The sequence below is a fragment of the Halobacillus sp. B23F22_1 genome (assembly GCF_043497005.1).
In the GTDB taxonomy this organism is placed as follows: Bacteria; Bacillota; Bacilli; order Bacillales; family Halobacillaceae; genus Halobacillus_A.
Genome location: NZ_JBIEKE010000004.1, coordinates 54,407 through 74,450, shown reverse-complemented (window position 1 = coordinate 74,450; position 20,044 = coordinate 54,407). Strand labels below are relative to the sequence as shown.

Annotated in this window: 18 protein-coding genes and 1 riboswitch; of the genes, 8 read left to right on the top strand and 10 right to left on the bottom strand. The window is 40.7% G+C overall.

Annotation, left to right across the window (positions count from 1 at the left end):
- Positions 1–82 precede the first annotated feature (82 nt).
- From ACGTNH_RS19365 to ACGTNH_RS19350, 4 genes are all read right to left on the bottom strand, one after another.
- Complete coding sequence (locus ACGTNH_RS19365) at positions 83–1,480, bottom strand: ammonium transporter (RefSeq protein ID WP_394588652.1); 1,398 nt, start codon at positions 1,478–1,480, stop codon at positions 83–85.
- A 27-nt stretch (positions 1,481–1,507) separates the two neighbouring features.
- On the bottom strand, positions 1,508–1,849 hold the full coding sequence (locus tag ACGTNH_RS19360) for a P-II family nitrogen regulator (protein WP_394588651.1): 342 nt from the start codon (positions 1,847–1,849) through the stop codon (positions 1,508–1,510).
- A 175-nt stretch (positions 1,850–2,024) separates the two neighbouring features.
- Positions 2,025–3,065, bottom strand: coding sequence for a ribonucleotide-diphosphate reductase subunit beta (locus tag ACGTNH_RS19355; protein WP_394588650.1), 1,041 nt, complete (start codon positions 3,063–3,065; stop codon positions 2,025–2,027).
- A 12-nt stretch (positions 3,066–3,077) separates the two neighbouring features.
- On the bottom strand, positions 3,078–5,306 hold the full coding sequence (locus ACGTNH_RS19350; protein ID WP_394588649.1) for a ribonucleoside-diphosphate reductase subunit alpha: 2,229 nt from the start codon (positions 5,304–5,306) through the stop codon (positions 3,078–3,080).
- 145 nt (positions 5,307–5,451) lie between these two features.
- A riboswitch (cobalamin riboswitch) is annotated at positions 5,452–5,630 on the bottom strand.
- 188 nt (positions 5,631–5,818) lie between these two features.
- Here ACGTNH_RS19350 and ACGTNH_RS19345 point away from each other — a divergent pair.
- Together ACGTNH_RS19345 and ACGTNH_RS19340 are read left to right on the top strand one after the other, a co-directional pair.
- A complete protein-coding gene (locus tag ACGTNH_RS19345) occupies positions 5,819–6,496 on the top strand; it encodes a class I SAM-dependent methyltransferase (RefSeq protein ID WP_394588648.1) in 678 nt (225 codons plus the stop codon).
- A gap of 332 nt (positions 6,497–6,828) precedes the next feature.
- Positions 6,829–7,347 carry a hypothetical protein gene (locus ACGTNH_RS19340; RefSeq protein WP_394588647.1) on the top strand — a complete coding sequence of 173 codons (519 nt, stop codon included), beginning with the start codon at positions 6,829–6,831 and terminating at the stop codon, positions 7,345–7,347.
- A 43-nt stretch (positions 7,348–7,390) separates the two neighbouring features.
- Here ACGTNH_RS19340 and ACGTNH_RS19335 read toward each other — a convergent pair whose 3' ends face one another.
- Entirely contained in the window at positions 7,391–8,245 is an 855-nt protein-coding gene (locus tag ACGTNH_RS19335; RefSeq protein ID WP_394588645.1) for an alpha/beta fold hydrolase, read from the bottom strand.
- Between the two features lie 125 nt (positions 8,246–8,370).
- Positions 8,371–9,096, bottom strand: a complete 726-nt coding sequence (locus tag ACGTNH_RS19330; RefSeq protein WP_394588643.1) for a Bax inhibitor-1/YccA family protein — start codon at positions 9,094–9,096, stop codon at positions 8,371–8,373.
- A gap of 401 nt (positions 9,097–9,497) precedes the next feature.
- Here ACGTNH_RS19330 and ACGTNH_RS19325 point away from each other — a divergent pair, with 401 nt between their 5' ends.
- The gene (locus ACGTNH_RS19325; protein WP_394588640.1) at positions 9,498–9,923 is read left to right on the top strand and encodes a pyridoxamine 5'-phosphate oxidase family protein; all 426 of its coding nucleotides are present in this window, start codon (positions 9,498–9,500) and stop codon (positions 9,921–9,923) included.
- Between the two features lie 785 nt (positions 9,924–10,708).
- Here the strand turns inward: ACGTNH_RS19325 and ACGTNH_RS19320 are convergent.
- The 3 genes from ACGTNH_RS19320 to ACGTNH_RS19310 all read right to left on the bottom strand — a co-directional run bounded on the left by ACGTNH_RS19320 (position 10,709) and on the right by ACGTNH_RS19310 (position 13,409).
- On the bottom strand, positions 10,709–11,020 hold the full coding sequence (locus ACGTNH_RS19320; RefSeq protein ID WP_394588638.1) for an ArsR/SmtB family transcription factor: 312 nt from the start codon (positions 11,018–11,020) through the stop codon (positions 10,709–10,711).
- Complete coding sequence (locus tag ACGTNH_RS19315) at positions 11,013–11,918, bottom strand: cation diffusion facilitator family transporter (protein ID WP_394588636.1); 906 nt, start codon at positions 11,916–11,918, stop codon at positions 11,013–11,015. Before ACGTNH_RS19315 ends, ACGTNH_RS19320 begins: the two co-directional genes overlap by 8 nt.
- Before the next feature lie 105 nt (positions 11,919–12,023).
- Positions 12,024–13,409 carry a DUF2254 domain-containing protein gene (locus ACGTNH_RS19310; protein WP_394588634.1) on the bottom strand — a complete coding sequence of 462 codons (1,386 nt, stop codon included), beginning with the start codon at positions 13,407–13,409 and terminating at the stop codon, positions 12,024–12,026.
- A 467-nt stretch (positions 13,410–13,876) separates the two neighbouring features.
- Here ACGTNH_RS19310 and ACGTNH_RS19305 point away from each other — a divergent pair, with 467 nt between their 5' ends.
- Both ACGTNH_RS19305 and ACGTNH_RS19300 read left to right on the top strand, forming a co-directional pair.
- On the top strand, positions 13,877–14,320 hold the full coding sequence (locus ACGTNH_RS19305; RefSeq protein WP_394588633.1) for a GNAT family N-acetyltransferase: 444 nt from the start codon (positions 13,877–13,879) through the stop codon (positions 14,318–14,320).
- 75 nt (positions 14,321–14,395) lie between these two features.
- Positions 14,396–15,850, top strand: a complete 1,455-nt coding sequence (locus ACGTNH_RS19300) for an aldehyde dehydrogenase family protein (RefSeq protein ID WP_394588631.1) — start codon at positions 14,396–14,398, stop codon at positions 15,848–15,850.
- A gap of 35 nt (positions 15,851–15,885) precedes the next feature.
- On the opposite strand, the gene ACGTNH_RS19295 is transcribed toward ACGTNH_RS19300, so the two are convergent.
- Positions 15,886–17,061 (bottom strand): pyridoxal phosphate-dependent aminotransferase, encoded by a 1,176-nt coding sequence (locus ACGTNH_RS19295; protein WP_394588630.1) that lies wholly within the window; start codon positions 17,059–17,061, stop codon positions 15,886–15,888.
- A 130-nt stretch (positions 17,062–17,191) separates the two neighbouring features.
- Here ACGTNH_RS19295 and ACGTNH_RS19290 point away from each other — a divergent pair, with 130 nt between their 5' ends.
- From ACGTNH_RS19290 to ACGTNH_RS19280, 3 genes are all read left to right on the top strand, one after another.
- Positions 17,192–18,523 carry a CoA-disulfide reductase gene (locus ACGTNH_RS19290; protein ID WP_394588628.1) on the top strand — a complete coding sequence of 444 codons (1,332 nt, stop codon included), beginning with the start codon at positions 17,192–17,194 and terminating at the stop codon, positions 18,521–18,523.
- A gap of 56 nt (positions 18,524–18,579) precedes the next feature.
- Positions 18,580–18,786, top strand: a complete 207-nt coding sequence (locus tag ACGTNH_RS19285; protein WP_394588627.1) for a zinc ribbon domain-containing protein — start codon at positions 18,580–18,582, stop codon at positions 18,784–18,786.
- Between the two features lie 100 nt (positions 18,787–18,886).
- Positions 18,887–19,951 carry a nitric oxide synthase oxygenase gene (locus tag ACGTNH_RS19280; RefSeq protein ID WP_394588626.1) on the top strand — a complete coding sequence of 355 codons (1,065 nt, stop codon included), beginning with the start codon at positions 18,887–18,889 and terminating at the stop codon, positions 19,949–19,951.
- Positions 19,952–20,044 lie beyond the last annotated feature (93 nt).

The following is a 20,044-nucleotide window of genomic DNA, read 5'->3' as shown; positions in this document are numbered from 1 at the left end:
ATCCGTCTTGCCCCGCGGAAAGCGGCGCTTTTTCGACAGACTTAAAAACCACCTCAGTTTGAGGTGGTTTTTAAATGGCGATTTATTGAGCTGTACGCTCTTTAGATTTTACTTTTTTATTTTCTAAACTATCAAGTCTATTTAACAAGCCGACACCAAAGTCTTTTCCTACGTCCGTAACATTTGGATTCTCATTGAAGATACTCTTAGAAGACTCGTAAGCACTTGAGCCATGCTCAGCGAAGTCCAATCCGGAGATTTCTTCTTCACGAGAAACGCGTATACCGAAAGCGGATTTAAGAACAAAGATGACAAGCGCGGAGGTTCCCATGGTCCATGCCATAACAGCTAGAATTCCTATCGCTTGAATGGAAAGAAGGTCAAACCCGCCGCCGTAGAATAAACCACCTTCCAGGGCGAAGAAACCTACTGCTAGTGTACCCCACACCCCGCAAATGCCGTGTACGGCGATCGCTCCGACTGGATCATCGATGTGAAGTTTACGGTCAAGCAATTGAACACCTTCTACAAGGATTATCCCTGCAATGGCACCAGTAATGATGGCTCCAATAGGTGATAAGTCTCCTGTACCTGCTGTAATACCTACTAGCCCAGCTAGAGCCCCGTTCAATGTAAGTGAAGCATCAATACGCTTGTACTTTAATTGGGAATACATTCCGGAACCAACAACACCTGCTGAAGCAGATAAAAGGGTAGTTGCAACTACGCCCGGAATTGCTGAAGGGTCAGCAGCCAGCGTACTACCGCCGTTAAAACCGAACCAACCGAACCAAAGAATGAATACACCCAGCGCACCGATCGGAATGTTATGACCTTGGATAACATTGACTTTACCACCACTGTATTTCCCTAAACGCGGTCCTAAGAACATGACAGCTACAATGGCGCCAAGAGCGCCTGTTAAGTGAACAACGGTTGAACCAGCAAAGTCTACGAAACCTAACTCAGCCAACCATCCGCCTCCCCATACCCAGTGACCAACGACTGGATAGATGAAAGCCGTCATAGCAACAGTAATCATTAAGTACGAGCTTAATTTAATTCGTTCAGCTACAGCACCTGAGATGATCGTAGCACATGTAGCAGCGAAAACAGCCTGGAAGACAAAGAAACCAACTTGGTCTTCGTGACCGCTAAGCATAAATCCATTTAGACCTATAAAACCTCCCCCAGAGGTACCAAACATAATGCCATATCCAACTATAAAATAGAGAATAGCAGCTATTGACATCGTCATAAAGTTTTTCATTAAGATGTTTAATGCGTTTTTAGATCGAGTGAATCCTGCCTCGACCATGGCAAATCCTGCGTGCATGAAAAAGACAAGAAAAGCAGCGATCATAATCCAAACCATATCGACAGATTCTAAAACGGCTTCTGGTGTAGTGGAGGTCTGAGCGTTTGCCACTACAGGAAAACTTAGAGAGGTTAGTAATAATAATGGAATTACTTTTTTCATTAGTTCATGACATCCTTCCGAATAAAATTAAATAAGGGCAGCTTTTCCTTTTTCACCGGTACGAATTCGATAGACTTCCTCAATCGTAGAAACGAAAATTTTACCGTCTCCCACTTTGTCTGTTGCACATGTATTTGTAATGACTTCGATAATATCTTCTATCTCTGTTTCATCGACAACCATTTCAACCTTAACTTTAGGATATAGTTTGATTTCATATCGGTTGCCGCGGAAGATTCCTTCCTGTCCTTTTTGCTGACCACAGCCAGCTACTTCTGAAACGGTTAATCCCTTAACACCCATAATATCAAGATTTTCGCGAAGCGATTGAAAAGCTTCGGGGCGTATAATGGTCTCTACTTTTTTCATGGTTGACATCCTCCTTTTTAATTTGTGTTAACTTTTCTAACATATAAAGTAATGATAAATCTTACTATAAACCAAATTATCAGAAAAATCAACACCTATCTTTTATTTCGTGTTAGGAAAGTTTACATAAAAAAACGAACCACTTTCAAAGTGGTTCGGGAGGGGTAGCAGAGTTTTAAAGGTCATCAAATCCATTATCTTCAGAGACCTTCGTATATTGTCTGGATTTTTGTTCGAAGAAGTCTGATTTCCCTTCATCGACTTCTTGATAAGCACGTATCCATTTTAGAGGATTTTCAGCATACTCTGGATAAGGTTTGTCAGCGCCCATTAATTTGCATCGTTTATTAGCAATAAAGCGAATATAGTCTTCTAAATCATGAATCGGAATTCCTGGAAATTCGTTTCCGATGATGTGCTGAGCCCATTTTATTTCAAGCTCAGCAGCTTCTTTAAAAGTTGTAGTAACGAAACTCTCATACCATTCACGGTCGAGTTGAGGATTTTCATTTAATGTTTCTTTAAAGATGTGGGCAAATAAGTTTACATGAATTTGCTCGTCTCGATTGATGTAGTTGATCATCGTGCTTGTAGAGACCATCTTTTGGTTTCGAGCTAAATTATAGAAGAATGCAAAGCCGGCGTAGAAGAATAACCCTTCTAATACAACATCATAAACTACGGATTTTAAGAATTTATCTATACTTGGATCATTGGCAAACTCTTCATATCCGTCTGTTATAAATTGGTTTCTTTCCATAAGGATTTCATCATGCTTCCAATACTCGAAGATTCGTTCTTGTTCACTTTGATCTACAAGAGTAGATAGTACATAGGAATAAGATTGATTATGGACGACTTCCTGAAAAGCGAGCACCTGCATGAGAGCTGAAACGCTTGAGTCGGTTAAATAGTCAGCTACTTTTCCGGAGTAATCAGTTTGAATCGAATCTAAGAACGCGAGCAAACCTATAATTTTTTTAAAAGAAGCTTGCTCTTGGGCTGATAGCTCGGGCCACTGCTTTAAATCGTTGCTCATATTTATTTCACTGGGAATCCAAAAGTTTGCCAGCATCGTCTTATACATAGGGTACGCCCAAGAGTATCGAGTATTATCCCAGTTTAAAACGTTCGAGCTTCTGCCATTAACGATACCTGTTGAAGCGTTAGGGGCGTGATGGTCCACGAGCTTTCGTTTTTGTAGTGCATGATCCATTATTTTTCCTCCTTAAGATGAGCAGCTTTCACACTCGTCAAATTCACCTTGGCTGGAAGTAGAACGGGTGTAGTAAGTAGTTTTCAGTCCTGACTTCCACGCGTCGATGTGTAAAGCGAGCAATTCTTTCGCTTGAATTGTGTTCTTGACGTATAGATTGAAAGAGATGGACTGATCAATGTACTTTTGGCGTACGGCATTCTGTTTAATACTAGAATGCTGGTCCACATCGTAAGCTGATTTGTAATACCAGTAAGTGTCCGGGCTTAAGTCAGGAGCAGTTACAGGAATTTTAAAATCTTTTTTCTCTTCGGAATAGAACTTCTTGAAAATCGGATCAATACTAGCCGTACTTCCAGCTATTAAGGATGTACTGGAATTCGGTGCTACCGCCATTAAATACCCGTTTCTTATGCCATTACGGTGCACATCCTGCTGAAGCTCTTTCCAGTCATGAGAAGTGTCTTGGTCAAGCGCTCGTTTAACAAAGAATTTCCCCGAGTCCCAGTCGGATCCTTCAAAGAGAGGGTAACTTCCTTTTTCTTTGGCAAGTTCACTGCTTGCCTTAATCGTATAGTAGGAAATTTCCTCGTACACTTCATCAGCATAATCAATCGCTTGGTCTGATTCCCAGGCGATTTTTTTCTGAGCGAGCAGGTGGGCCCAGCCGAACGTACCTAATCCGATTCCTCTGTAAGACTGGTTTGTAAGCTGTGCCTGCAGAACCGGAATTGTATTTTGATCAATAACATTATCCAGCATCCTCACTTGAATAGGGATCAACCGTGGAAGGACATCGTTAGGAACGGCACGACCTAAGTTAATGCTTGATAAGTTGCAGACAACAAAATCGCCAGGTGTTTGAACGGTTATAATCTTTCCATCTTCAACCCGTTGTTCTTCCTGAGTAGTCGGACTTTGGTTTTGAGTGATTTCCGTACAAAGGTTACTGCAGTAAATCATTCCTTTATGGCTGTTTGGGTTCATACGGTTGACTTCATCACGATAGAACATATAAGGAGTCCCCGTTTCCAGCTGCCCAATCATGATTCGCTTCATGATCTCAATAGCTGGGACCTTTTCTTTAGAAAGGAGGTCGTTTTCAATGCAGGCTTGGTAACGTTCTCTAAAGGATCCGTTTCCACGCGTTTCATCATAGTAATCTTCTAATGAAAAGCCCATAACGTCTCGTACTTCGTGAGGATCAAACAAATACCAGTCCTCGCGACGTTCAACAGCTTCCATAAAGAGGTCAGGAATAGATACACCCGTAAATAAGTCATGTGTACGTTGGCGTTCATCCCCGTTGTTCAATCGGCTGTCAAGAAACGGAAAGATATCTTTGTGCCAGATGTCTAAATAGACGGCCACTGCCCCTTGACGCTGGCCAAGCTGATCTACACTAACAGCGGTATTATTCAATTGTTTCATCCAAGGTAGTACCCCTGAGGAAACACCTTTAAATCCTCGGATGTCACTGCCTCGGCTGCGGATTTTTCCTAGATATACCCCTATACCGCCACCGTGTTTACTTAAATTCGCAATATCGGTATTGCTGTCATAAATGGATTGCAGGCTATCGTCTACTGTATCGATAAAACAGGAGCTTAATTGACCGTAACGCTTTCCGGCATTAGCAAGCGTCGGAGTGGCTACTGTCATGTATAAGTGGCTTAAGGCCCAGTAAGATTCTTTGACCAGCTCCAAACGCCGGGCTGTATTTTCGTGTGCCATTAATACCATTGCAATAACCATGAACCGTTCTTGGGGAAGTTCATAGACCAGTCCGGATTTTGAACGGGCTAAGTAACGATCGCCAAGTGTCTTAATCCCGATATAAGTAAATAATCTATCACGATCGGGAACGATTGCTCTTTCAAGTTCGTCCATTTCTTCTTTTGTATAAAGACTAAGTAGATTCGGGTCATAGATATCTTCCTGAACCAACGTTTCGATTAAATGATGAAAACCTTGGTATGCCTTCACGGTGCCGCGGTTAGCAATCGAAGATTCATACATTTGCTGTAAGTGAATGCTGCTGGCTAAGTACGTCCAGTTAGGAGCTGTTTCACTAATTTCTGCTAAGCATTCCAATATTAAAGCTTTAGCTTGTTCGCTTTGGGTTCCTTTAATCTCTTTTGATTTTTCGATGATTCGTTTCATTGGCAGTGCAGGAAAATTCTCCTCCTGTGCTTTTAGCCATTCTTGCCAGTACGACGTCACAATTGTACTCAATACCATCACTCCTCTATGATAAATAGAAATTTAATCCATAAAAAAATCCACTCTATGAATGAGCGGATGAAACCATGGAATAAAGAGGACTCATAAAGAGTGAAACTGCCTTCATTCCATCGTCTCATCTTCTCAATCCCCGAAGAAGTTGAAACTTCTGCGAATGAAGACAGGTCTCCTGACTTACGCTCAATTCTACTCCGGCCCCTTCCCGTGAAACACACAGTGGGTGATTGCCGATTTAAGAGCGATTACAGTTGCGGGGGCAGCTCTGGAATTTCACCAGATTCCCTATTAAGCCTAGTGGCATCTTTTGTTCGCGGATACTATATATGGTGTTTGTTTTAATTAATGTTAGCTTATATTGTGTTCTAAGCATAACGGAGATTAATGGAATGTGCAACCATTTTTGATGCGCACTTGCATGTGAAAGGACAAAAATAAAGGAGAAATACTTAGTTCTATCGAATAATTGAAGGGTGAGATTTTTTTGAGATTGATAAACAGGAGGTAGAGCAATGGCATTTAATTGGCATCAAGAAGCAGAAAAACAGTGGGACGAACGATCTTCTTTTTGGAACGCAAATAGTAAAAATATGTGGGATAGCGGAAGCAGGAAAACGATCATCCCTTTAATAAAGAAACATGCAAAAATTGGCAATTCTATAGCCGATCTCGGATGCGGAGACGGTTACGGTTCTTATAAATTAGCACAAGCCGGGTTTGAAGTAACGGGTTTAGATCTATCTGAAGACATGATTGAATTGGCTAAATCAAGACTTGCACACGACACCCTGCGTTTTGTGCAAGGGGACATCGTTCAACTTCCATTTGAAAGTGAAAGCTTTGATACCATTATGGCGGTTAACTGCCTGGAGTGGATAGAGGTTCCTTATCAAGGGATAACAGAGATGAAACGAGTCCTCAAACCGGGTGGGAAACTATGTGTAGGAGTACTTGGTCCAACAGCGAAGCCTAGAATTAATAGTTACCGTCGGGTTTATGGGGAAAAGGTAATTTGTAATACGATGATGCCGTGGGAGTTTGAACAGTTGGCGTTAGAAAATGGCTTGAAGCTTATTGATGGACATGGTGTGTTTAAAAGAGAAGCAGAGGGAATGGACGTCACAGCGTTTCCTAGAGAATTACAACAAGCGTTAACGTTCATGTGGGTATTTATATTTGAAAAGGAGTAGTTATTGTGGGATATGTCTTAGGTCTTCGAATGCATATAGGGACAAGACCTATAATCGTACCTGGATCTAGTGTTCTGTGCTTTAACAATAAAGGAGAATTGCAGTTAATAGAACGTAGTGATAATCATCAATGGGGATTGCCCGGGGGTCCCTTGAGTTAGGGGAGGAAGTTGTAAGTGACCGCTGTTGGCCGCACAATATGTGAAAATAAAAACGAGGGATAAGAGCGCAGTTGAAACGGCAGAGATTATAAAACGTACCTTTAATCTATAGTCAGCCATCGTTTTCTAGTATAATAAATGGCGAGTATCATCTTGAGGAGTTGGTAATAGGTGTATACGGAGGAAGTGACGAAACGAGTTCTGAAAGCTTTACGTTCCAATGATCAGAAGGCAGACGAGCATGTTATAAAGTCTTTATCTAAGGTGGAAGTGATGGATCTTTACCTTCAAGACTACGGGGAGCGGATCTCTGCCGGTGAAATAAGAAGAATGATTTTAGACATCTTCGGTGTTCATCTAGAAGGTATTTCTGCTCTTGAAAAACTAAGAATTTCACTTTTTTCAAAAGGGCAGTGGATTGCACAAAAACCAAGTGACTTGTTCGTTGTTTACACAGGTGCTGGAGATGTCGATGTGAATATATATCCAGCCCAGTACTTTATTGAGAAGACGGGGACAACTCAGCTTCCTGAAGCGTTAACTTTTAAGTTAGAAGGTTTAGGTTATACACCAATTGAAAGCGGTTATTATTATCGTCACCCTGACGGTAAAGGTGTACCTTTATCTTTTAAGGACCAGACGATTGCTGCTATTGGTGAAGTGGTCATGACTACATATAAGAATCTATAAAAGAAAACCGCAGATCAATACAGATGCTGCGGCTTTTTCGTATTTAATGGATACTCCATAAGAACTCAGCTACCGATTCATCTACACCTGGATGTTCGTGCAGCCCTGAATGAGTCGAGAATTCATCTATAAAAGTTTCCTGATGAAAGTTTCTTGTTGGAACAATATTTTGCAAACCATGGGCACTTTGCTTTGTGACTAGGCCATCCCAGTGGTCTTCCTCTAAATCTTCTTCATTAACAACCCCGGCAATAGATAAAGCCGGCACATCTTCATCAAAGTTCGCTTTATTATTAATCATCGTCGTTAAAGCATTTGATTCCACTTGTAAATCCACCACTGCTTCTCCCGTATTCAATGTGAAGTAGTCACTTTGTCCGATGCCAAGGAAGGGACTGCCGATAGCTACTAATTTGTTAACGTCAGGGTAGTCGCCTTCTTGGTTGTTTAATAAAAAGTTTGTAGAAGCTAAGCCCCCCATAGAGTGCCCGACTAAATTTACTTGATCGATAGCATAGTCATGTTTAAGCTTTGTCATGATGTGCTGCATCCAATTTGTCTGGTCAGCTACACTTGCACGGTTATTTTCAAAAATAACCTGGATGAATGGATTCATCGTATGAGGAATGCCTCCTCGAACACGTACATGTCCTGAAGATTTAACGTAAATTATCATCCGCTTCGTTCCCCAATTATTATCTTCAAAACGTTTGAGCATCGTATTAAAGGAACCAGGGCCGCCTTTAAAACCATGCACAAAGATTGTAGGTGTAATTTCCGCCGGCTTCTCAGAACGAGTGGGTGTGGAATTTATAAAAAAGAGCGAACCGCCCAGGACGAATGATAACACAGTGATGAGTATGAATTTATTTTTATGATGAATCAGTTTGTCGAACATTATGATCCTCCCAGCATCTTCCCTCATTTTAATACAAATCCGAATATTTTTAAAGGTTATATTTCAATTATGTTACAAATATTACGGAAATATGTTAAAGGGAAATCCCTGAGTTCGTGGAGCTGTTAACGTCGAATTTTTCTTAACAGCCTGAGAATTTCAATATATAACCAGGCAAGTGTAATAATAAGCCCAAAAGCCCCGTACCACTCCATGTATTTAGGAGCACCTCGTTTAGCACCTCGTTCAATAAAATCAAAATCCAAAACAAGATTTAAAGCTGCGATCGCAACAATAAATATACTGATTCCGATACCGATAGCTCCGCTTGAATGCAGATAAGGTACTTCTGCTTGTAAGAAAATGCGTAATAAAATGTTTACGGCATAAACGATAAAGATGCCAATCGTTGCCGAAATGATCATTAATCGAAACTTTTTCGTAACTTTAATGATGCGTGTTGAATAAAGGAAGAGAAGTCCTCCCATCACAGCAAATGTCAATGCAGCCGCCTGAATCACAATACCTGGATAGCTTGCTTCAATGAATGAGGAAAGACCTCCAAGGAAAAAGCCTTCAAGTGCCGCATAAATAGGGGCTGTAACAGGCGCTGCTTTTTTAATAAATACCGTAATTAATGCAACAATAAAGCTTCCCACTGCCCCGATTATCATCATCATAGTTATGTCCACACCTTGATAGTACTGATACCATGTGTAAACAGCGGTTCCTAGTAAAAATAACAACAAGATACTTGTCTTAAAAACAGTGCCACCAAGTGTCATCGTGCTGCTAGAGTTTTTAGAGCGGCTGAATGCTTCATTCTTGAGTACAGGATTACCGGTTCTCATCGTTTATAGTTCTCTCCAATCCATTCCCTCTTTTAAATTTTTCTTTTTATAGTCCTTCTACGAAGTGTAACGCACAAAACTCTTTCTTCATATCAATAGCTGCTTTTATGAATGAATACCCTACAGAATATTATATATATGGAACGAATAGAAAAGGAGTGGACATAAATGAATTCACCTATGTTCTTAAGTTTATACGATCCCGATGTAGGACAAACCTTACAATGACTTAGATGATCTTCCAGAAGAATTCGCTCCGGGTATAGATGCAGACGTTTATCAAAAAATAGCTAAAATGCTGATGGAGAAATGTAAAAACAAATCTTACGCATTATGAGGTTTATATTTCCTTTTCAACAGGAAAACTAAGAACAAGTTTTCATATTGAAAGGAGAATAGCATTGGACCAACAAGAACTGAAGAAGAAGATTTATAATATTATGGATCAACATAAAATTGGAACGCTGGCTACAGTGAAACAAGGAAAGCCTCATTCTCGTTACATGACATTCTCTAATGATGATGAGTTTACTTTTTACACCCCTACGAATAAAGAAACACACAAAGCGGAAGAAATTGAAGAAAACCCTAATGTTCATATCTTAATTGGATATGAAGGTGAAGGGTTTGGAGATGCTTATTTAGAAGTAGAAGGTCAGGCTAAAATTCGGGATGATCAAAAGATAAAAGACTGGCTTTGGAGTGAGGAAATGGAACGCTGGTTTACGAGCAAAGGTGATCCTGATTATATCGTTCTTGAAATTTATCCGGAAAGCATACGTTTAATGAATATTGGAGAAAAAACTCCGGAAGTATTAGAATTATAAACCAAAAAAGGCCGCCTCATGAAGAGGCAGCCTCAGTCTGTAGAGAAACCCCTTGTTTTCCTACAAGTTTTTTTGTGCGCCCGTGCGGACAAATACCACTGACGCCACTGAAAAACTAAAGGTCGATTAAAGATAATTTAAAAAGCATCCTGTGGGGAATTTTATTTCCCCACAGGACGCTTTTCTTATAACTATTAAGAGAATTTTACCTTCTATTCCTACATAAGTTTAACGATTCGTTTTCACATTAGTGATTTAGCCAGGCAACGTATATGGGTTTTAGATTGATCATTGATGCCACGAGGAGCTTTCGGGGAGGACGCCTGGTCGATTAAAACCGGCCGCGTCCTGTGGCCAACATCGACACTAGCACGTCCGGTGCGTCGCGGAAACAGCGCGAGCCGGTGATCCATTTGGTCAAGTGATCTTCTTGACCAAGTTCGCTGAGGCCGTGGCCGCTGCAAGCGTCCACAGATAAGCGATTCGTGACGCTCTTTAAATTAGATAGGACTTTTTCAGTGACCTCATACCGCAGGAGTCGGCACTTTTTGTGTTCCTTTGACCAAAATGGAATCTTGAAACCTTCGTAATGTGAAGGCCTTTTGCAAACACTGCTTTCCTAATGGCAAAGCTTGAGTAAATGAATGCCCATGATCTATTTCGAAAAAGGGTTGGAGGAAACGGAGTCGTTTCCTCCAACCCTTTACAAATTTCCAAAGCAAGGAATTTTACACTCTTTAAGGTCTTTGCAAGGGGATTGCTGCGTCCATAAAGAGACAGCTTTATTAATGATGAAGTGCGTGTTGAATCATTTGCTGAAGGACGGTGATCACATGTTCATCATCATGGGAATAATAAATCGTCGTCCCTTCTCTGCGATATTTAACGAGTCGTAAGTTTTTCAAGAAACGAAGCTGGTGAGAGACTGTAGATTGACGGAGCTGTAAGCTTTCCGCAATTTCATTGACACTGTATTCCTTTTCAAAAAGCAAATTGAGGATCCTGACACGGGTAGGATCTGAAAGTGCCTTAAATGTTTGTGTTACGACGAACAACGTTTCGTCATCAAGGTCCTTTGTGTAAAAAGGATCATCCATGCTCGGTGCCTCCCTTGTCTTGTTCTAGCATTGAACAATATTCGTCCTCATACTCAATTTCAATCGTAATATGATCTAGATGAATGGGTTCAAGTACTTCTTTCACACGCTCTTTAATTATACATACGTCTTCTTTTGATGAAGTGGAGGGAACAACAATGTGGGTGGAGAAGGCATGATGCTCGCCATCTAATGACCATAAATGTGTATGATGAGTTGATTGAACCTTTGGCAGCTGATTCATTTTTTGTATAATTCGGTCAAGGTCAATATTTTCTGGCACAGCCTCTAGAAATAAACGCATGGTTTTAACTAAGTTAAGGATTACGTTATAGAGAATGTATAACGTAATACCAATAGATGCAATAGGATCAAGAATAGGCAGATCCGCAAAGGTCATAACCACACTAACGATGAATACAGCTGCCCATCCTAATACGTCTTCTAATAAATGCCATGTCATGACTTTTTGGTTCATAGACTCCCCGCCTCGAAGTCTAAAGACAGCTGCTCCATTGACGAGGATACCGAGAACAGCAAGACCCATCATTCCTAATGTATGAGGCTGTTCAGGATTCATTAGTCTTGGAATCGCTTCAGATAAAATAAAAATGGAACCTACCACTAATACTATACTGTTAATTAAAGCGGCAAGCAGCGAGAAACGTTTAAACCCGAATGAAAACTGTTCCGTTTTTTCTTTCTTGGAGAACTTTTGTAAAAACCAGGCGAGACCGAGGGATAACGAGTCACCTAAGTCATGAAGTGCATCGGAAATAATGGCCATACTATTGGTAAGTATCCCTCCGATTAATTCAATAATCGTGAATCCAAAGTTTAAAAAGAAAGCAATCTTAATGTTCCCCGTTGTATGATCGTGATGATGATGATGCCCCATAAAAAGCACCTCCTTATTTCGATATATGTGTATATGTACATATAATACTAGTAGAAGGATTAAAAGGTGTCAATAAAATAAAAAAGTCAGGGCTATCCTGACTTTTTACGTGTTTGTATTAGCATTTGGATAAAATTTTGCTTCTATTCTCGGATATTCATTTAAGTGCTCCGTGACTTCAGCAAGGTTGTGAATTTCACGTAACAAGAATGATTTATCGAGTTCATAGATGACCTCAGTCTCAATGTGATCCATCGTGTTGCAAGCAAACTCCCATAATTTATCGTGTTTACTGATGTCAATGGACTCGGCTACTTTAGCTAAGGAAGAGAGGATGTCTGTAATGATTAAATGGTTGTCTTTTGCGTAGTGACGGATAAATCCGAAACCGCGGTACAAGTAATAATCAAATGTTTCTTCCTTAAGAATAACGCGTACTTGTTCTTGGTCATCTGCTAAATAAGGGCTGAAGGTAATGTAACTGTCTACTGTCAGCATGAGTTCAGACATTTGGTGAATCGTGTTTGATGCAGTTTTTGGATCGTCGTTTCCAATGGCTTTAATCGCGATTTCAGCTAACTTATGCATACCCATTTGTAAGTCTTGAATCTCTGTTTCTTTATGCCCCATCTCAAACATATCATAGTATTTTGATTCCTCTATCTCATTAGCTCCAGGCCCCCATAAACTAAAGAATTCGTTCCCTGCTAATACATAGTCACCGACCTGGAAATGGAATTGAATAATAATATTGTCATTTTTAGCTTCGGAAATCATTTTGTTATAGTCTACTACTTGTAAATAGCCTGAACCTCTGGCTAATACGGTGTGCAGTTTGTCCTGGTACTCTTCTTTAAGATCACCTGGTTCTTCTATTCTGTGTGCATCAAGGTCTTTACGAAGCGATTGATAAATAATATCTTTAGAGACGTTTTTCATAGTGTACGTTATATTGTGTACTTGCATCCAGGTGGTGGCATGGTTAATAAAATAGATAAATACGACAGCAGTTAGAAACGCTAAGGTAACAGTCATCACTGGAGTGGCTACGAAAATATCGTTTGAAGCATTTCCGATAAATAGAAATGTGAGCAATACATAAACAAAGCTTCCATTAAAGATTCCGAGAGCATGCTGAGTCTGTCGATCTGATACAAAGTTTAACAGCATGCGGGGGGAAAACTGTCCGCTAAAAGTAGTAAGTACAACGAGTAGGGAGTTTAACGTGAAGGCACTCAGCGTTAAAATACCACCAATGAGGGTACTAACTAAAGTTCTTGTAACAGAGGCTTCAATTTGCAGCATTTGAGGTGCCACTTCTTCTAAACCAACTTGGAGGTCTAGTACTAAAGTTATTGCAACTAAGATAGCAGATAAGAAAATGTATATGGCCGGCATATACCATAATGTCATTTGCACTTCATGTTTTCTCTGCCTTCTGGACATCCGAAAATATTTCCGGATTTCGACTGGGAGAAAGTTTAAAAACATATGATTGACCTCCTATTCTAATATAATAATTTTGCTAAACGTAATATTCCCTGCCCATTCCTTTTTAAACAAAAAAATATAACGTAAATGAGGTCACTGAAAAAGTCCTCTCTAATCTTAAAGAGACTCACGAATCGCTTTTCGATAGATGCTTGCCGCAGGCGTCATCTCCGAACGCTCATCGTGGCATCAACAGAGTTCAAGTATCTGCTTCAAAAACGTCTATGCGGTTACTGGCTGAAGAACAATGTAAGATTGAAACGAAGAATAGTGAACGGAAGCATACAAGGTACGATGGGGTTTTTACAGCTAATGTGCAACGACTCGTTAAACTTATGAAGGCTTTTTTTACATTCTACTTTCTTCGCCCTTTAGTTTTTCAGTGGCCTCATCAAAAATAGTTGGTTTTTTTATAAAATTTTGTATAGTTAGATTATCGAAGTTTTAAGAGTAAAGGGTGGAATACGATGTGGATGAAGAAAACGTTTGAAGAAATGACAAAGCAGCAGCTATATTCGATTTTAGAGTTACGCGTGCGTATATTTGTCGTAGAGCAAGAGTGTCCTTACCAAGAAGTGGATGGAAGAGACGAAGAATGCCTGCATTTATGGAAAGAGGAGAATGGAACTATTCAAGCTTATTGCCGTATTGTGCCTCCTGCGAATGAGCAGGACCATTATTCAATTGGAAGAGTGCTTGTTACAAAAGAAGCGAGAGGTACAGGAGCCGGGAGAGAGCTTATGAATCGGGCCATCTCTCTTTTAAGAAATGAATGGGAAGTCTCTTCGATTTGGCTGCATGGTCAAGAATACTTACGTGAATTTTATAAGTCATTTGGATTTGAAGAAGTATCGGAAGTTTATCTAGAAGATGATATTCCCCACGTTGATATGCTGATGCATATAAAGTAGAGTCCCTAAAGGTTTGGAATAAAGATATAGGTGGAATTTACCCCTGTGACTACTTTATACATGGAGGGTAAATGAATGAGTCCACAAACGTTTACGAAACAATATATAAATGGTGAATGGCGTCCAGGATCCAGTGATAAAATGGTAGAAAACGTAAATCCTTATACGAGTCAGACGCTCTCAACCATTCCATCTGCTGATGAAGATGATTTAAATGAAGCCTATCGTTCGGCAGAAGATGCCCAAAAGGAATGGATGACCTATACACCTGAGGAAGTTCAATCGTATTTTGAAGCACTTATTAAAGTGGTGGAAAAGCGTAAAGATGAGATTGTTGACTGGCTTGTAAAAGAGGCAGGAAGTACACTTGTAAAAGCCGAAGTGGAATATCAAGCAGCGCTGGGCATTATTAAAGAATCTTCTTCGTTCCCAACGCGAATGACAGGCCAAATTCTGCCTTCAAACACCAAAGGAAAGGAGAACCGTGTATATCGGTCACCTAAGGGTGTAATAGGAGTTATTGGACCGTGGAATTTTCCATTTCATTTAGCCATGCGTTCCATTGCTCCGGCTGTAGCAACGGGTAATACCGTAGTGGTTAAGCCGGCTTCAGATACGCCAGTAACTTCTGGTTTGTTTATTGCTGAATTATTTGAAGAAGCTGGATTTCCTAAAGGTATATGCAATGTAGTTGTAGGGAGAGGTTCTGAAATCGGTGATGCCTTTGTAACTCATCCAACGGTTAAACTGCTATCGTTTACAGGCTCAACTGAAGTAGGCAGTCATATAGGTGAACTAGCTGGCAGACACATTAAAGATACGGCTTTAGAGCTCGGTGGAAATAATGCAATGATTGTGCTTGAAGATGCAAATATCAAAAAAGCCGTTCAGGCTGCAGCTTTTGGTAAGTACCTGCATCAGGGACAGATTTGTATGTCACTTAACCGAATCATTGTTCATGAAGCGGTTCATGACGAATTTGTTGAAGCATTTAAAGAGAAAGTAGAAAGTTTAAAAGCTGGCGATCCCTCTGAGAAAGACACTGTTATTGGACCTTTAATAAATCATGAGGCTGTAAAACGTATTCAAGATGATATAGCTGCAAGTGTAGAGCAGGGTGCTTCTGTTCTTACGGGTGGCGATGCAAAAGGCAATATAATGCAGCCCACAGTCCTTACTGGCGTCACTAATGAAATGCCGGTTGCGGAACATGAAATGTTTGGTCCCGTAGCGTCTATTATTAAAGTAAGCAGTGAAGAGGAAGCGGTTCGTGCTGCGAATCATTCTCTTTATGGTTTAAGCGGATCGGTTTTTACAGAGGATATTCATCGTGGCGTGGAAGCAGCTAAAAAAGTAGAGACGGGTATGATTCATGTGAATGACCAATCCGTTAACGATGAAGCACACGTCGCTTTTGGCGGTGAAAAGGAATCTGGTATTGGAAGATTTGGAGGAGAGTGGGCGCTTGATAAATTTACTACTGTTAAATGGATAAGCGTAATGAATGGATACAGAGAATTTCCGTTTTAAAAATAGAAAACCGGAGCTGAGACGGCTCCGGTTTTTTACTGATCTTTTTTAAATCTTTTAAATCGGTGTACAGCTTCTCGAAGGTGTTCTTCAGAGTTGTTCAGGCCGATGCGTACGTAAAATTCACCATATTCCCCAAAGCCTACACCAGGGGCGACAAACAATCCGACTTTATCCAGAAGTTCATCAGCAAAAGACTCTGAGGTATAGCCATCAGGAACCTTTAACCACATAAAGAAAGAGCCTTTGCACGGTGTAATTTCATAACCAGCTTCTTGTAAACCCGTAACTAGTAGGTTTCTTCTTTTTTCATATGTCTCTTTAAGGTCTTCCACGCATTGTTGAGAATCGAGCAATGCTGTAGCAGCTGCATCTTGGACTGCTCCAAACAAGCTGACATAGTAATGGTCTTGAATGAGTTCCAAAGCTTTTACGACACTCGGATTACCAACCGCAAAAGCGATACGCCAGCCTGCCATGTTGTAGGTTTTAGACATGGTGTAAATTTCAACTCCAACGTTTTTAGCCCCAGGGACTTGTAGAAAGCTTAATGGTTTGTCCCCATCAAAACCGATAGCTCCATAGGCGAAGTCGTGGACAACGCAAATGTCTTCTTGCTCAGCCAAGGCAATTGTTTCCTTAAAAAATGATTCATTAGCTACGGCCGACGTTGGGTTGTTTGGGTAATTTAAAAACATAAGTTTCGCTTTTTGTAATGTCTCTTGATCAAGCATATCGTAATTAGGAAGAAACCCATTTTCCTCAAGTAAAGGAAGGGGCTCCATAACACCATTGGCGAGGGCTACACCCGACCAGTAATCTGGATACCCGGGGTCTGGCACGAGCGCCACATCTCCTTCGTTTAAGAAGCATTGACTCAATTCTACTAGTCCGGCTTTGCTTCCGAATAAGAGGGCAACTTCAGTGGAAGGGTCTACATCAACGTTGTATTCCCTTTTATAATAAGTGGCTACGGCTTCCTTTAAATGATCGAATCCCTGAAAAGGAGAATACTTGTGATTAACCGGGTTTTCAGCTGCTTTCTGCAAGGATTTTACAATATGATCAGGGGTGGGCTGGTCCGGGTTTCCTTGTCCCAGGTTGATTAAATCATGGCCCTGCTGCTGGTATGTATAAAGTTTTTTGACGAGTTTGGCAAAAAACTGTTCAGGCAGGCGAGCTAAAGCATCAGATTGCTGGAATTCTTTCATAAGATCCTCCCTTTATTCATTTTTTGAATAGTTTAATAATTCATATTAACGTGCTGATTGTTATTTGTAAAGAGGACGTTTTTGCCTTATGGGGATTTGGGGTATAACTAAAGAGAAAGGTGTGATGAAGATGAAGGTTGTTATTATTGGAGGCGATGCTGCAGGAATGAGTGCAGCGATGCAAATGATAAGAAATAGTGAGGGGAATAAAGTAATTACTTTAGAACGCGGTGAAATTTATTCTTATGGGCAGTGTGGACTTCCGTACGTTATTGGTGGGGAAGTCGATTCTACAGACGATTTAATTGCAAGAACTCCTGAAACCTTTCGCGAAAAGTACGGTATTGATGCCCGAGTTCTTCATGAAGTAACACGAGTGGATTGTGATCATAAAATCGTTCATGGGGTTGATCACTCCAGTGGAGAGGAATTCGAAGAACGGTATGACAGATTACTTGTAGCCACGGGAGCTGATCCAATTATGCCCCCGTGGGAAGGAAAGCATCTCGATGGTATTTTTCCATTAAAGACGATTCCTGATGCAGAAGTGATCATAGAGGATCTAAACAAAGACGTACAAGATGTGGTTATCATTGGTGGAGGCTATATAGGGCTCGAGATGGCAGAGAACCTCATAAGTATTGGGAAAAAGGTCCGCATCATAGACCGTGGAGCTCAGCTTGCGAAAATCTTTGATGAAGAAATGGGGGAACTCGTTCACGAAGAAGCAAAAAGAAATGGAATAGAGCTGTCCCTTGGCGACTCAGTTGAAGGGTTTGAGGGGAAAGATCGAGTGGAATGTGTAGTCACGGATAAAGGACGTTATCCGGCGGACCAGGTATTAGTTGCCGTTGGTGTGACGCCAAATACTTCATTCTTAGAAGATACAGGAATATATAAGAGTTATAACGACGCAATTCAAGTCAATGGATTTATGGAAACGAGTATTATGGATATATATGCTGCCGGCGACTGTGCCACCCAATATCACCGAATTAAAGAGCGGCACGATTACATACCGCTTGGCACTCACGCAAATAAACAAGGGCAGATTGCGGGGTTAAATATCGTCAATGAGCATAAAAGTTTTCACGGCATAGTTGGAACTTCTATTTTGAAATTTTTTATTCTAACGTTAGGTCGAACAGGTATTTCGTCTCGTGAAGCGGAACAAGAAGGCATTCCATATAAGACAGTTACTATTAAATCCACGCATGCTGCTGGTTATTATTCAAAAGAAGGAACGATGGACGTTAAACTGATCTACCATGAAAAAAACCGAAAGTTATTAGGTGGTCAGATTATTGGGAAGGAGGGCGTCGATAAGCGGATCGATGTATTAGCCACCGCGCTCTATCATCACATGTCTGTTGATCAATTAATAGAGTTGGATCTAGCTTACGCCCCTCCGTATAATAGTGTGTGGGACCCGGTCCAACAGGCAGCAAGGAAAGCAAAGTGAAACCAAAGCCCAACTTATTCGTATAAATGAGTAGAAAGAATTAAGGAGGGTCACTGATGAGTGAACAAGGATGTATCAAATGTGGAAGTACGGATGCTGATTCAAAAGATGTCGCGATGACGGGCACAGGACTTTCCAAAATGTTTGATGTACAAAGCAATCAATTTACAGTCGTCTTTTGTAAAAACTGCGGATACTCAGAATTCTATAATAAACAGGCCTCTCAGGCGAGTAACATATTCGACTTCTTCTTTGGCGGATAGCGGGATTGACAGTCTTAAACGGGCTGTCTCTTTTTTATGTTCCTTTCTTTCGTGTGATAATATAGAGGGGTAATATTAGGGAGGAGAGGGTTGAAAGGTCATGTGGCAAAAGGCAGCATCATTTATACGTCAATGTTATACAGAATTAAATCAATCTTCTTGGATAGAGGAACGATTGGCGGAAGTGAAAAGTTCAATTGACAAGACAGGGACATATCACCATACCTTAGAAGAGTTGGAATACGGTGCAAAGGCAGCTTGGCGCAACAGCAATCGTTGTATTGGCCGGTTTTTTTGGGATACTTTGCATATATTAGATCATAGGAATTTAAAGACGGAAGAAGAAATAAGAGACGTCCTGTTTGATCATATTGATTATGCTACGAATAAAGGCCGTATTCGCTCCACTATATCGATCCTGCCTCCTTCTATAAATGGAAGACGTGTCCGTATTTGGAATCATCAGCTTATTCGGTATGCAGGGTATGAAGCTTCAACAGGGATTGTGGGAGATCCTGCATCAATTGAGTTTACGGACGCATGTCATCGCTTAGGATGGAGAGGCGACGGAAGTGCTTTCGACGTCCTCCCGCTTGTTATTCAAATAGGCGACAGTCCACCCCAATGGTATGACATACCTTCAGAAAAAGTACTTGAAGTACCGCTTCGACACCCCGAGTTCGAGTGGTTTAAAGACTTACAATTAAAGTGGTACGCTGTTCCTATTATATCCGATATGTGTTTAGAAATCGGCGGGATTCACTATACCGCTGCCCCGTTTAATGGCTGGTACATGGAAACGGAAATTGGAGCCCGCAATTTAGCTGATAACTTTCGTTATAATTTACTTCCTGTTGTAGCCGAAGGAATGGGATTGAATACTCGGAGAAATACGACGTTGTGGAAGGATCGTGCATTAATAGAATTGAATCAAGCTGTTCTTCACTCTTATAAAATGGATAAGGTAAGTATTGTTGATCATCATAGTGCTGCTCAACAATTCCAATTATTCTTGTCAAAAGAGCAGAAATGCGGACGTGAAGCTACAGGGGATTGGACTTGGCTCATACCGCCTCTTTCCCCTGCATCCACAAAAATCTTCCATCAATCATTTGAAAACCGTATGGATACACCTAATTATTTCTATCAGGACAAAGTTTATTAATGAAAAGAATTTAATGAGGCTGGGACAAAACTGAATAAGGCATAAAATAATCCGAACGATTTTATTGAAATCCGTTCGGGTTATTTTTGTGCC

Bases quoted from the DNA above. Each gene is read 5' to 3' on its own strand.
- ACGTNH_RS19305 (WP_394588633.1), top strand. From the start codon at position 13,877: ATGTGGATGAAGAAAACGTTTGAAGAAATGACAAAGCAGCAGCTATAT.
- ACGTNH_RS19280 (WP_394588626.1), top strand. From the start codon at position 18,887: ATGTGGCAAAAGGCAGCATCATTTATACGTCAATGTTATACAGAATTA.
- ACGTNH_RS19310 (WP_394588634.1), bottom strand. From the start codon at position 13,409: ATGTTTTTAAACTTTCTCCCAGTCGAAATCCGGAAATATTTTCGGATG.
- ACGTNH_RS19330 (WP_394588643.1), bottom strand. From the start codon at position 9,096: ATGAGAACCGGTAATCCTGTACTCAAGAATGAAGCATTCAGCCGCTCT.
- ACGTNH_RS19315 (WP_394588636.1), bottom strand. From the start codon at position 11,918: ATGGGGCATCATCATCATCACGATCATACAACGGGGAACATTAAGATT.
- ACGTNH_RS19345 (WP_394588648.1), top strand. From the start codon at position 5,819: ATGGCATTTAATTGGCATCAAGAAGCAGAAAAACAGTGGGACGAACGA.
- ACGTNH_RS19295 (WP_394588630.1), bottom strand. From the start codon at position 17,061: ATGAAAGAATTCCAGCAATCTGATGCTTTAGCTCGCCTGCCTGAACAG.
- ACGTNH_RS19360 (WP_394588651.1), bottom strand. From the start codon at position 1,849: ATGAAAAAAGTAGAGACCATTATACGCCCCGAAGCTTTTCAATCGCTT.
- ACGTNH_RS19365 (WP_394588652.1), bottom strand. From the start codon at position 1,480: ATGAAAAAAGTAATTCCATTATTATTACTAACCTCTCTAAGTTTTCCT.
- ACGTNH_RS19320 (WP_394588638.1), bottom strand. From the start codon at position 11,020: ATGGATGATCCTTTTTACACAAAGGACCTTGATGACGAAACGTTGTTC.
- ACGTNH_RS19335 (WP_394588645.1), bottom strand. From the start codon at position 8,245: ATGTTCGACAAACTGATTCATCATAAAAATAAATTCATACTCATCACT.
- ACGTNH_RS19285 (WP_394588627.1), top strand. From the start codon at position 18,580: ATGAGTGAACAAGGATGTATCAAATGTGGAAGTACGGATGCTGATTCA.
- ACGTNH_RS19350 (WP_394588649.1), bottom strand. From the start codon at position 5,306: ATGGTATTGAGTACAATTGTGACGTCGTACTGGCAAGAATGGCTAAAA.
- ACGTNH_RS19300 (WP_394588631.1), top strand. From the start codon at position 14,396: ATGAGTCCACAAACGTTTACGAAACAATATATAAATGGTGAATGGCGT.
- ACGTNH_RS19290 (WP_394588628.1), top strand. From the start codon at position 17,192: ATGAAGGTTGTTATTATTGGAGGCGATGCTGCAGGAATGAGTGCAGCG.
- ACGTNH_RS19355 (WP_394588650.1), bottom strand. From the start codon at position 3,065: ATGGATCATGCACTACAAAAACGAAAGCTCGTGGACCATCACGCCCCT.